General features: G+C 54.7%; 7 protein-coding genes. 2 read left to right on the forward strand and 5 right to left on the reverse strand.

Annotation, left to right across the window (positions count from 1 at the left end):
* Positions 1-189: 189 nt before the first annotated feature.
* On the forward strand, positions 190-4,218 hold the full coding sequence (rpoB, locus tag LBF07_RS12435) for a DNA-directed RNA polymerase subunit beta (protein WP_023334099.1): 4,029 nt from the start codon (positions 190-192) through the stop codon (positions 4,216-4,218).
* A 76-nt stretch (positions 4,219-4,294) separates the two neighbouring features.
* Positions 4,295-8,518: a DNA-directed RNA polymerase subunit beta' gene (rpoC, locus tag LBF07_RS12440; RefSeq protein ID WP_023309968.1), complete on the forward strand. Its 4,224-nt coding sequence runs from the start codon at positions 4,295-4,297 to the stop codon at positions 8,516-8,518.
* Between the two features lie 115 nt (positions 8,519-8,633).
* Here rpoC and LBF07_RS12445 read toward each other — a convergent pair whose 3' ends face one another.
* From LBF07_RS12445 to thiG, 5 genes are all read right to left on the reverse strand, one after another.
* Positions 8,634-8,951, reverse strand: a complete 318-nt coding sequence (locus LBF07_RS12445; RefSeq protein WP_033146992.1) for a PTS lactose/cellobiose transporter subunit IIA — start codon at positions 8,949-8,951, stop codon at positions 8,634-8,636.
* Complete coding sequence (locus LBF07_RS12450) at positions 8,951-9,259, reverse strand: PTS sugar transporter subunit IIB (protein ID WP_023334100.1); 309 nt, start codon at positions 9,257-9,259, stop codon at positions 8,951-8,953. The genes LBF07_RS12445 and LBF07_RS12450 overlap by 1 nt, the downstream gene beginning before the upstream one ends.
* A gap of 180 nt (positions 9,260-9,439) precedes the next feature.
* Positions 9,440-10,981, reverse strand: coding sequence for a sensor domain-containing diguanylate cyclase (locus tag LBF07_RS12455; RefSeq protein WP_047059532.1), 1,542 nt, complete (start codon positions 10,979-10,981; stop codon positions 9,440-9,442).
* A gap of 337 nt (positions 10,982-11,318) precedes the next feature.
* Positions 11,319-12,446 (reverse strand): 2-iminoacetate synthase ThiH, encoded by a 1,128-nt coding sequence (gene thiH, locus LBF07_RS12460; protein WP_094935700.1) that lies wholly within the window; start codon positions 12,444-12,446, stop codon positions 11,319-11,321.
* Positions 12,443-13,213 carry a thiazole synthase gene (gene thiG / locus LBF07_RS12465; protein WP_023334103.1) on the reverse strand — a complete coding sequence of 257 codons (771 nt, stop codon included), beginning with the start codon at positions 13,211-13,213 and terminating at the stop codon, positions 12,443-12,445. Before thiG ends, thiH begins: the two co-directional genes overlap by 4 nt.

Consider the following 13,213-nt stretch of genomic DNA (forward strand, 5'->3'; position numbering starts at 1 on the left):
TGTTTCTATCGACGACTTAATATATTGCGACAGGGTGCTCGCTCTGTGTAAATCGCGACGAAATGATTTAAGCGTGATAGCAACAGGTATTGCGGAAAGTATTCAATTTTCCGGTCCACAAAATGGTGTTGCACAAACTGTCCCTTCGTCGGACAGATGGGTCGACTTGTCAGCGAGCTGAGGAACCCTATGGTTTACTCCTATACCGAGAAAAAACGTATTCGTAAGGATTTTGGTAAACGTCCACAAGTTCTGGACATTCCATATCTCCTTTCTATCCAGCTTGACTCGTTCCAGAAGTTTATCGAGCAAGATCCTGAAGGGCAGTACGGTCTGGAAGCAGCCTTCCGCTCCGTGTTCCCGATTCAGAGCTACAGCGGTAACTCCGAGCTGCAGTACGTCAGCTACCGCCTTGGCGAACCGGTGTTTGACGTTCAGGAATGTCAGATCCGTGGCGTGACCTATTCCGCACCGCTGCGCGTAAAACTGCGTCTGGTGATCTACGAGCGCGAAGCGCCGGAAGGCACCGTAAAAGACATTAAAGAACAAGAAGTCTACATGGGTGAAATTCCACTCATGACAGACAACGGTACTTTTGTTATCAACGGTACTGAGCGTGTTATCGTTTCCCAGCTGCACCGTAGCCCGGGCGTCTTCTTCGACAGCGATAAAGGTAAAACACACTCTTCCGGTAAAGTACTGTATAACGCACGCATCATTCCTTACCGTGGTTCATGGCTGGACTTCGAGTTCGATCCGAAAGACAACCTGTTTGTCCGTATCGACCGTCGTCGTAAGCTGCCTGCAACCATCATTCTGCGTGCGCTGCAATACACCACTGAACAGATCCTGGACCTGTTCTTTGAGAAAGTGATCTTTGAAATCCGCGACAACAAGCTGCAGATGGAGCTGGTGCCGGAACGTCTGCGTGGCGAGACCGCGTCGTTCGACATCGAAGCCGACGGCAAAGTGTATGTGGAAAAAGGTCGCCGTATCACCGCGCGCCACATCCGCCAGCTGGAAAAAGATGATATCAAACTCATCGAAGTTCCGGTTGAGTACATTGCAGGAAAAGTAGCCGCGAAAGATTACGTTGATGAGTCAACGGGTGAGCTGATCTGCCCAGCGAACATGGAGCTGAGCCTGGATCTGCTGGCTAAGCTGAGCCAGTCTGGTCACAAACGTATCGAAACGCTGTTCACCAACGATCTGGACCACGGCGCGTATATTTCTGAAACTATTCGCGTCGACCCAACCACCGATCGTCTGAGCGCGCTGGTAGAAATCTACCGCATGATGCGTCCTGGTGAGCCACCAACTCGCGAAGCGGCGGAAAGCCTGTTCGAGAACCTGTTCTTCTCCGAAGACCGCTACGATCTGTCCGCGGTTGGTCGTATGAAGTTCAACCGTTCTCTGCTGCGCGACGAAATCGAAGGTTCCGGTATCCTGAGCAAAGACGACATCATCGAAGTGATGAAGAAGCTCATCGATATCCGTAACGGTAAAGGCGAAGTGGACGATATCGACCACCTCGGCAACCGTCGTATCCGTTCCGTAGGCGAAATGGCGGAAAACCAATTCCGCGTTGGCCTGGTACGTGTAGAGCGTGCGGTGAAAGAGCGTCTGTCTCTGGGCGATCTGGATACCCTGATGCCTCAGGATATGATCAACGCCAAACCGATTTCTGCAGCAGTGAAAGAGTTCTTCGGTTCAAGCCAGCTGTCTCAGTTCATGGACCAGAACAACCCGCTGTCTGAGATTACGCACAAACGTCGTATCTCTGCACTCGGCCCAGGCGGTCTGACCCGTGAACGCGCAGGCTTTGAAGTTCGAGACGTACACCCGACGCACTACGGTCGCGTATGTCCAATCGAAACGCCTGAAGGTCCAAACATCGGTCTGATCAACTCCCTGTCCGTGTACGCACAGACTAACGAATACGGTTTCCTCGAGACCCCGTACCGTAAAGTGACAGACGGTGTTGTAACCGACGAAATTCACTACCTGTCTGCTATCGAAGAAGGCAACTACGTTATCGCTCAGGCGAACTCCAACCTGGATGACGAAGGCCACTTTGTAGAAGATCTGGTTACCTGCCGTAGCAAAGGCGAATCCAGCTTGTTCAGCCGCGACCAGGTTGACTACATGGACGTATCCACCCAGCAGGTGGTATCCGTCGGTGCGTCCCTGATCCCGTTCCTGGAGCACGATGACGCCAACCGTGCATTGATGGGTGCGAACATGCAACGTCAGGCCGTTCCAACTCTGCGCGCTGATAAGCCGCTGGTTGGTACCGGTATGGAACGTGCTGTTGCCGTTGACTCCGGTGTTACTGCGGTTGCTAAACGTGGCGGTACTGTTCAGTACGTCGATGCATCCCGTATCGTTATCAAAGTTAACGAAGACGAGATGTATCCGGGCGAAGCTGGTATCGACATTTATAACCTGACCAAATACACCCGTTCTAACCAGAACACCTGTATCAACCAGATGCCTTGCGTATCTCTGGGTGAGCCAGTTGAGCGCGGCGACGTGCTGGCAGACGGTCCGTCCACCGACCTCGGTGAACTGGCGCTCGGTCAGAACATGCGCGTAGCGTTCATGCCGTGGAACGGTTACAACTTCGAAGACTCCATCCTCGTCTCCGAGCGTGTGGTTCAGGAAGATCGTTTCACCACCATCCACATTCAGGAACTGGCATGTGTGTCCCGTGACACCAAGCTGGGGCCAGAAGAGATCACCGCTGACATCCCTAACGTGGGTGAAGCTGCGCTCTCCAAACTGGATGAATCCGGTATCGTTTACATCGGTGCGGAAGTGACCGGCGGCGACATTCTGGTTGGTAAGGTTACACCGAAAGGTGAAACCCAGCTGACGCCAGAAGAGAAACTGCTGCGTGCAATCTTCGGTGAGAAAGCGTCTGACGTTAAAGACTCTTCTCTGCGCGTACCAAACGGTGTTTCCGGTACGGTTATCGACGTTCAGGTCTTCACCCGTGACGGCGTTGAGAAAGATAAGCGTGCGCTGGAAATCGAAGAGATGCAGCTCAAACAGGCTAAGAAAGACCTGTCTGAAGAACTGCAGATCCTCGAAGCGGGTCTGTTCAGCCGTATCTATGCGGTGCTGGTTGCCGGTGGCGTTGAAGCTGAGAAGCTCGACAAACTGCCACGCGATCGCTGGCTGGAACTGGGCCTGACCGACGAAGAGAAACAAAATCAGCTGGAACAGCTGGCTGAGCAGTATGACGAACTGAAACACGAGTTCGAGAAAAAACTCGAAGCGAAACGCCGCAAAATCACTCAGGGCGACGATCTGGCACCAGGCGTGCTGAAGATTGTTAAGGTGTATCTGGCCGTTAAGCGTCAGATCCAGCCTGGTGATAAGATGGCAGGTCGTCACGGTAACAAGGGTGTTATCTCTAAGATCAACCCGATCGAAGATATGCCGCACGATGCTAACGGTACGCCGGTAGATATCGTACTGAACCCGCTGGGCGTACCGTCTCGTATGAACATCGGTCAGATCCTGGAAACTCACCTGGGTATGGCTGCGAAAGGTATTGGCGACAAGATTAACGCCATGCTGAAGCAGCAGGAAGAAGTCGCGAAACTGCGCGAATTCATCCAGCGTGCCTACGATCTGGGTACTGACGTGCGTCAGAAAGTCGACCTGAATACCTTCAGCGATGAAGAAGTACTGCGTCTGGCTGAGAACCTGAAAAAAGGTATGCCAATCGCAACGCCGGTCTTCGATGGTGCGAAAGAAGCTGAAATTAAAGAGCTGCTGCAACTGGGTGGTCTGCCAACGTCTGGTCAGATTACGCTGTTTGACGGCCGTACCGGTGAACAGTTCGAGCGTCCGGTAACCGTAGGTTACATGTACATGCTGAAACTGAACCACCTGGTCGACGACAAGATGCACGCTCGTTCTACCGGTTCTTATAGCCTGGTTACTCAGCAGCCGCTGGGTGGTAAGGCACAGTTCGGTGGTCAGCGCTTCGGGGAGATGGAAGTGTGGGCGCTGGAAGCATACGGCGCGGCATACACCCTGCAGGAAATGCTCACCGTTAAGTCTGATGACGTGAACGGTCGTACCAAGATGTATAAAAACATCGTGGACGGCAACCATCAGATGGAGCCGGGCATGCCAGAATCCTTCAACGTACTGTTGAAAGAGATTCGTTCGCTGGGTATCAACATCGAACTGGAAGACGAGTAATTCTCGCTCAAACAGGTCACTGGTGCCGGGTTAACCCCCGGCACCAGATTGTGCTAACTCCGACGGGAGCAAATCCGTGAAAGATTTATTAAAGTTTCTGAAAGCGCAGACTAAAACCGAAGAGTTTGATGCGATCAAAATTGCTCTGGCTTCGCCAGACATGATCCGTTCATGGTCTTTCGGTGAAGTTAAAAAGCCGGAAACCATCAACTACCGTACGTTCAAACCTGAGCGTGACGGCCTTTTCTGTGCGCGTATTTTCGGGCCAGTAAAAGATTACGAGTGCCTGTGCGGTAAGTACAAGCGCCTGAAACACCGTGGTGTGATCTGTGAGAAGTGCGGCGTTGAAGTGACCCAGACCAAAGTGCGTCGTGAGCGCATGGGCCACATCGAGCTGGCGTCTCCGACCGCTCACATCTGGTTCCTGAAATCTCTGCCGTCCCGTATCGGTCTGCTGCTGGATATGCCGCTGCGCGATATCGAACGTGTTCTGTACTTCGAATCTTATGTGGTTATCGAAGGCGGGATGACGAACCTGGAACGTCATCAGATCCTGACTGAAGAGCAGTATCTGGACGCGCTGGAAGAGTTCGGTGACGAATTCGATGCGAAGATGGGTGCGGAAGCTATTCAGGCCCTGCTGAAGAGCATGGATCTGGAGCAAGAGTGCGAGCAGCTGCGTGAAGAGCTGAACGAAACCAACTCCGAAACCAAACGTAAAAAGCTGACCAAGCGTATCAAACTGCTGGAAGCGTTCGTTCAGTCTGGTAACAAACCAGAGTGGATGATCCTGACCGTTCTGCCGGTTCTGCCGCCAGATCTGCGTCCACTGGTTCCGCTGGATGGTGGTCGTTTCGCAACGTCCGATCTGAACGATCTGTATCGTCGCGTTATCAACCGTAACAACCGTCTGAAACGTCTGCTGGATCTGGCTGCGCCGGACATCATCGTACGCAACGAAAAACGTATGCTGCAGGAAGCGGTTGACGCCCTGCTGGATAACGGTCGTCGCGGTCGTGCGATCACCGGTTCTAACAAACGTCCTCTGAAATCTTTGGCCGACATGATCAAAGGTAAACAGGGTCGTTTCCGTCAGAACCTGCTCGGTAAGCGTGTTGACTACTCCGGTCGTTCTGTAATCACCGTAGGTCCATACCTGCGTCTGCATCAGTGCGGTCTGCCGAAGAAAATGGCACTGGAGCTGTTCAAACCGTTCATCTACGGCAAGCTGGAACTGCGTGGCCTGGCCACCACCATCAAAGCCGCTAAGAAAATGGTTGAGCGTGAAGAAGCTGTCGTTTGGGATATCCTGGACGAAGTTATCCGCGAACACCCGGTACTGCTGAACCGTGCACCAACTCTGCACCGTTTGGGTATCCAGGCATTTGAGCCAGTCCTGATCGAAGGTAAAGCTATCCAGCTGCACCCGCTGGTTTGTGCGGCATATAACGCCGACTTCGATGGTGACCAGATGGCTGTTCACGTACCGCTGACGCTGGAAGCCCAGCTCGAAGCGCGTGCGCTGATGATGTCTACCAACAACATCCTGTCCCCAGCGAACGGTGAACCTATCATCGTTCCTTCTCAGGACGTTGTATTGGGTCTGTACTACATGACCCGTGACTGTGTTAACGCCAAAGGCGAAGGCATGGTGCTGACTGGCCCGAAAGAAGCTGAGCGTATTTATCGCGCTGGCCTGGCCTCTCTGCATGCGCGCGTTAAAGTGCGTATCACCGAATACGAAAAAGATGAAAACGGCGAATTCGTTGCGAAAACCAGCCTGAAAGACACGACCGTTGGCCGTGCTATTCTGTGGATGATCGTACCGAAAGGTCTGCCTTTCTCCATCGTCAACCAGGCGCTGGGCAAGAAAGCGATCTCCAAAATGCTGAACACCTGTTACCGCATTCTGGGTCTGAAGCCGACCGTTATCTTCGCTGACCAGACAATGTATACCGGCTTTGCTTATGCAGCGCGTTCAGGTGCATCTGTTGGTATCGATGACATGGTCATCCCAGAGAAGAAACACGAGATCATCTCTGAAGCGGAAGCCGAAGTTGCTGAGATCCAGGAGCAGTTCCAGTCTGGTCTGGTTACCGCGGGCGAACGCTATAACAAAGTTATCGATATCTGGGCAGCGGCGAACGATCGTGTATCCAAAGCGATGATGGATAACCTGCAGACCGAAACCGTGATTAACCGTGACGGCGTAGAAGAGCAGCAGGTTTCCTTCAACAGCATCTACATGATGGCCGACTCCGGTGCGCGTGGTTCCGCAGCACAGATTCGTCAGCTGGCAGGTATGCGTGGTCTGATGGCGAAGCCAGATGGCTCCATCATCGAAACGCCAATCACCGCGAACTTCCGTGAAGGTCTGAACGTACTCCAGTACTTCATCTCCACCCACGGTGCTCGTAAGGGTCTGGCGGATACCGCACTGAAAACTGCGAACTCCGGTTATCTGACGCGTCGTCTGGTTGACGTTGCGCAGGATCTGGTTGTGACCGAAGACGATTGTGGCACCCTCGAAGGTATCACCATGACCCCGGTTATCGAGGGTGGTGATGTTAAAGAGCCACTGCGCGATCGCGTTCTGGGTCGTGTGACCGCGGAAGACATTCTGAAGCCGGGTACTGCAGACATTCTGGTTCCACGCAACACGCTGCTGCACGAGCACTGGTGTGACCTGCTGGAAGCGAACTCTGTTGACTCCGTGAAAGTACGTTCCGTTGTATCCTGTGACACTGACTTTGGTGTATGTGCGCACTGCTATGGTCGTGACCTGGCGCGTGGCCACATCATCAACAAAGGTGAAGCAATCGGCGTTATCGCGGCACAGTCCATCGGTGAGCCGGGTACACAGCTGACGATGCGTACGTTCCACATCGGTGGTGCGGCATCGCGTGCGGCTGCTGAATCCAGCATCCAGGTGAAAAACAAAGGTAGCATCAAGCTCAGCAACGCGAAGTCTGTTGTTAACTCCGCAGGCAAGCTGGTTGTGACCTCTCGTAACACCGAGCTGAAGCTGATCGACGAATTCGGTCGTACCAAAGAGAGCTATAAAGTGCCTTACGGTGCGGTTATGGCGAAAGGTGATGGCGAGCAGGTTGCCGGCGGTGAAACCGTTGCAAACTGGGATCCACACACCATGCCGGTTATCACCGAAGTAAGTGGTTTCATCCGCTTCACTGACATGATCGACGGCCAGACCATTACTCGTCAGACCGACGAGCTGACCGGTCTGTCTTCTCTGGTGGTTCTGGATTCTGCTGAACGTACTACCGGTGGTAAAGATCTGCGTCCTGCACTGAAAATCGTTGATGCTCAGGGTAACGACGTTCTGATCCCGGGTACCGACATGCCTGCGCAGTACTTCCTGCCGGGTAAAGCGATCGTTCAGCTGGAAGATGGCATTCAGATCGGTGCGGGTGATGCTCTGGCACGTATTCCACAGGAATCCAGCGGTACCAAGGACATCACCGGTGGTCTGCCACGCGTTGCGGACCTGTTTGAAGCACGTCGTCCGAAAGAGCCTGCAATCCTGGCTGAAATCAGCGGTATCATCTCCTTCGGTAAAGAGACCAAAGGGAAACGCCGTCTGGTTATCACTCCAGTAGATGGCAGCGAACCGTACGAAGAGATGATTCCTAAGTGGCGTCAGCTCAACGTGTTCGAAGGTGAACGTGTAGAACGTGGTGACGTGGTTTCCGATGGTCCAGAAGCTCCGCACGACATTCTGCGTCTTCGTGGCGTCCACGCGGTAACGCGTTACATCACCAACGAAGTACAGGACGTTTACCGTCTGCAGGGCGTTAAGATTAACGATAAGCACATCGAAGTTATCGTTCGTCAGATGCTGCGTAAAGCAACCATCGAAAACGCAGGCAGCTCCGAGTTCCTGGAAGGCGAGCAGGTTGAATACTCACGCGTCAAGATCGCTAACCGCGAACTGGAAGCGAACGGCAAAATCGGTGCGACCTTCTCGCGCGATCTGCTGGGTATCACCAAAGCGTCTCTGGCAACCGAGTCCTTCATCTCTGCAGCATCGTTCCAGGAAACGACTCGTGTCCTGACCGAAGCCGCTGTTGCAGGTAAACGTGATGAACTGCGCGGTCTGAAAGAGAACGTCATCGTGGGTCGTCTGATCCCGGCGGGTACCGGTTATGCGTACCACCAGGATCGTATGCGTCGTCGTGCTGCGGGCGAACTGCCAGCTGCACCGCAGGTAACTGCTGAAGATGCATCCGCGAGCCTGGCAGAACTGCTGAACGCAGGTCTGGGCGGTTCCGACAACGAGTAATCGTTGATGCCCGGTGATGAGCATTACCGGGCATGTGCCTCGTAGGTCGGGTAAGCTCAGTGCCACCCGACAATAAAAAACCCGCCTCGGCGGGTTTTTTTACATCTGTAGGTTATCAGTTCACCAACGGGATCCGACGATAAAGCTCAATCATATCGCCCGCCAGATCCTGAATGACCATCGCGTTCATCAGGTGATCCTGAGAGTGGACGGTGATCAGGTTAACCGGAAGCTTCCCGGTCCCTTCGTCAAAACCGATAAGCTGCGTCTGGATCGTGTGCGCATGCTTCACATATTCGCGCGACTCTTCCATCGCTTTTTCTGCTTCGTCAAACTCACCTTTACGCGCCATCTGTAGCGCCGTCAGGGCCGCACTGCGCGCCGCGCCTGCGTTGACCAGCAGTTCCATTATCGTAGTTTCTAAGTCTTCCATTATGACTCCAGAAGTTTGAGCGCTTTTTCCAGGACGGCATCGCCTTTCATCATGCCGTAATCCATCATGTCGATCACCGCGACCTTTTTACCCAGCGGCTCGGCCTGCGCCTGGAGTTTAGCCTGCTCGTATTTAACCTGTGGCCCCAGCAATACGATGTCGGCCGTCGCGATGTTGTCTTTAAACTCCGCAACCGGAACGGCTTTAATGGTGACTTCAACCCCTTTTTTCTGCGCGGCGTCTTTCATACGTTGAACCAGCATGCTGGTTGACATTCCCGCTGCACAGCATAAAACGATGTTCTTCATAATCAGCCTCGATCTACATGTGTTTATTGATAATTATCCCGTGCAGAGCGCTTCAACAACCGGTTTACCGCGATTGTGTGTCAGGCATCACAAAGAAACCGGCGATTTTCTGAAACCGGTTACAATTTTACATTGTCGGGTACCCGGCCCGTGGAAACGGGCAGGGTGAAAGTGGGAGGATTAGCTGATGGACGTTCGATTGATGCGGTTTTTGCCCTGCTGTTTGGCGCTGTAGAGGGCGCTATCAACGCTTCCGACAAATTGCTCCAGCGGTTCAAAATGCCACTCCCCAAGACCGCCGCTGAATGTAACCCGCAGGTTTTCTTCTCGCCAGACGCGTTTTTCAACTGCGGTACGCCAGGCTTCCAGCAATGAGAGCGCAGACGTCATCTGCTCAGCCTGGAAGATTACCGCGAACTCTTCTCCACCGTACCGGTAAATCGAGACGTGATGTGGCTGCATAATCTGGATCCCTTCGCGGGCCACGTTGCGCAGAACGATATCACCGGTCAGGTGGCCCAGCGTGTCGTTAATCGACTTGAAGTTATCGATGTCCACCAGCGCCAGCGCGAAAGGCTGCTGGGCATTCAGCAGCTCCGCGATATCGCTATCGAACGCGCGGCGGTTTTTACAGCCCGTCAGCGCATCGTGAGTGGCCTGGCGCACATAGGCCATCTCACGCTCTTTATTGGACTGGATAGTGTGGCTCAGCATCGCTTCCAGGCGCGGCGCTTCGCTGACGTCGCCGGTTTTGATGGCATTGATAATGTGCATCAGCACGGTACGCGAGGCGTGACGGAGGTATAAGCCGAAGAGGATGATGATAATGGCCGCCAGCGCAAACCCCCAGCCAACAATCGTTGTTTCGTGGCGGGTGATATCGGTGAGCGTCTCGCCAGAGACCCGGTAGATGACAAACCAGTCCGGATTGGTAAACGAGTAGTAGTAGTACCAGGCGTTGCTTTTCTTATCGTAAAGGTGGCCTTCGCCGCTGGTCATTTTGTCCATCAGCGCTTCGCTCACGTATTGTTTGAAGAGCGCGCCTGTATCCGGGTGAAGCACAACGGCGCCGTCGCGTTCAACGACGAAGAATTCTCCCTGGACGGGCGCCACCATCTGACGCAGGGTGAAGCCCATTGACGTCAAATCGAGATGAAACGCGATCGTTCCCTTCAGTCTTCCTTCGGGTGAAATCAAGGGTTTATAAAGTGTGACCGTCGGATGGCCGGTGAAATAGTCCATGTACGGGCGAGTATAGTGGCTGAAGATACTGGCTTCGGCCTGAGCGATAAACCACGGCCGCGTCCGGGGATCGAAGGTTTTACTCTTCTCCGTGGGGAGCACTTCCGGCGCGCGGAGATAATGCCCCTGCGTGTCCGCCAGCGAGATGGAGGACACGGTCGGCATCAGGTTTTGCAAATGCATCATCATCTGCAGCCCCTGCGTCGGGTTGACGTTGAGCGTCTCGTTTAGCCTGTCGTCGCGGGCAAAGTACATCGCGGAACGGCCCAGGATATAGTCGTTTTCACGCAGGATAGATTCGGTATAGTTCACCGCCAGGTTGTGCGTGAAATTGCTGTTTATCTTATGATAATCCTCAAGAAAATCCTTTCGTTGCGAAAGCGTCACCGCGATCGCGATCACCGCAAAACTGCAGAGGATCCCCGCGAAGCTGAGCATGATTGGCCGGGTAAAAGAGAGCTTTTTGCTGTGAAGTGCCATGAGCTGTACATCGTTCCTGATGGTGAATACTTTTCGTCTGCCGATATCCTCTCAGCATAGTCGCTGTCCTGCGGTTAGCGGTGAATTATACGACACACGATTTCTGGCGGGATGATTTATCTTAAGAACCATTAAGAAAATACTTATTCAACCTGCTGGCGGCCGTGTGCGCAATGAACCAGAGGCAGGGCGAAACGAGGAAGAAGCTTTTCGCCCTGGTCAGCATCCGTTGCTGACCGTGTGACAATAAAAAACCGGACGATCGCTGACAACCACCCGGTTTTGCCTTTTCGTCGCGCCTCGACAATTTTTTATGGTGTTGCAGCGCGTTTCATCGTCATTGCGAGGCTCTTCCCAGCCAGCTGTCCCAGTCTTTCCAGACAGGCTGAAGACCCTGCGCCGTCAGGGCTGCGGCGACCGCTTCCGGACGTCGTCCGTCATGCGGCACAAATTGCTCCAGCTCCGGGCGATCGTCTGCGTAGCCGCCAGGCTGCGTTTTGGAAAACGCGCTGACGTTGTTAATCGCAAGCGGGATAACGCGATCGCGAAACGCCGGGGATTCACGCGTTGAGAGTGATAACTCCACTTCCGGGGCGAGCAGGCGAAACGCACAGATGGCCTGCACCAGCTGGCGTTCATCCATCAGCGAAGCCGGTTCAATCCCGCCCGCGCAAGGCCTCAGGCGCGGGAAGGAGATGGAATAACGGCTCTGCCAGTAGTGCTGCTGAAGCCACAGCAAATGTTCCGCCACCATGTAACAATCTACCCGCCAGCTGTCAGAGAGCCCGATCAGCGCGCCCAGACCGATTTTGTCGATCCCCGCGCGACCCAGCCTGTCCGGCGTTTCCAGGCGGAAAAAGAAATCCTGTTTCTTGCCCTTCAGGTGATGCCGGGCGTACGTCGCCTCGTGATAGGTTTCCTGGTAGACCATGACCCCGTCCAGCCCGAGGGTTTTGAGCTCCGCGTACTCCTCCTGCGCCAGGGGCTGTACTTCCATCTGCAGCGACGCAAACTGACGACGAATGGCGGGAAGGTGCTGACGGAAATAGTCCATTCCCACTTTTCCCTGATGCTCGCCCGTGACCAGCAGAAGATGTTCAAAGCCCATTTCACGAATGGCCGCGCACTCGCGGGCGATCTCACCTTCATCGAGCGTTTTACGTTTGATGCGGTTGCTCATGGAAAAACCGCAGTAGGTGCAGTCATTGGCGCACAGGTTTGAGAGATAGAGCGGCACGTAGAAGCTCACCGTGTTGCCAAAACGCTGGCGTGTGAGCCGCTGCGCTCGCTGGGCCATCGGTTCGAGGTACGCGCTGGCCGCCGGGGAGAGCAGTGCCATCAGATCCTCGCGGGTCAGATGGCGGGCATGCAGCGCGCGCTCCACGTCAGCCGCCGTTTTGCTGTTAATGCGCAGGGCAATGTCGTCCCAGCTAAGCTGCCGCCAGCGCTCGGTAAACGTGCTCATGAGATCGCCTCCAGAAAACCGGTCAGCGGGCTGGTGGCCTGTGCCTGGAAACTGCGCGAGCCGGGGCCGGACTCCCTTGCCAGCAGGCCAGCCTCTACGGCCATGCGGAACGCACGCGCCATCATGACCGGATCGTCGGCAACCGCGATGGCCGTGTTGACTAGCACCGCGTCAGCGCCCATCTCCAGCGCCTGCGCGGCATGGCTGGGCACGCCAATGCCCGCATCAACCACCACCGGCACGGTAGCCTGCTCAATAATGATTTCCAGCATCGCACGGGTTTCAAGCCCCTGGTTGGAGCCAATGGGGGCGCCCAGCGGCATGACGGCGGCGCAGCCGACCTCTTCCAGCCGTTTGCACAGAACAGGATCGGCGCCGCAGTAAGGCAGGACGGTAAACCCTTGCTGCACCAGCTTTTCAGCCGCTTTCAGCGTTTCGATGGGGTCGGGGAGCAGCCAGCGGGCGTCAGGATGAATTTCCAGCTTCAGCCAGCGGGTGCCGAGCGCCTCGCGGGCCAGCTGCGCGGCGAAAATCGCCTCTTCGGCCGTTTTGGCACCGGAGGTGTTGGGCAGCAGCGTGACGCCTGCCTCCAGTAAAGGCGCCAGAATGGCATCGCTGTGATGGCGCAGATCCACGCGCTTGAGCGCCAGCGTCACCAGCTGGCTGCCGCTTTCGCGAATGGCATCCACCATCAGCTGCGGCGAGGCGAATTTTCCGGTTCCGGTAAACAGATGTGAATCAAAGACTTTATCGGCAATACGTAACAT

The sequence above is a fragment of the Enterobacter cloacae complex sp. ECL352 genome (assembly GCF_020149545.1).
In the GTDB taxonomy this organism is placed as follows: domain Bacteria; phylum Pseudomonadota; class Gammaproteobacteria; order Enterobacterales; family Enterobacteriaceae; genus Enterobacter; species Enterobacter asburiae_B.

Coding starts and splice junctions, on each gene's coding strand:
- rpoB (WP_023334099.1), top strand. CDS start 190: ATGGTTTACTCCTATACCGAGAAAAAACGTATTCGTAAGGATTTTGGT.
- LBF07_RS12445 (WP_033146992.1), bottom strand. CDS start 8,951: ATGGAAGACTTAGAAACTACGATAATGGAACTGCTGGTCAACGCAGGC.
- LBF07_RS12450 (WP_023334100.1), bottom strand. CDS start 9,259: ATGAAGAACATCGTTTTATGCTGTGCAGCGGGAATGTCAACCAGCATG.
- LBF07_RS12455 (WP_047059532.1), bottom strand. CDS start 10,981: ATGGCACTTCACAGCAAAAAGCTCTCTTTTACCCGGCCAATCATGCTC.
- thiH (WP_094935700.1), bottom strand. CDS start 12,446: ATGAGCACGTTTACCGAGCGCTGGCGGCAGCTTAGCTGGGACGACATT.
- thiG (WP_023334103.1), bottom strand. CDS start 13,213: ATGTTACGTATTGCCGATAAAGTCTTTGATTCACATCTGTTTACCGGA.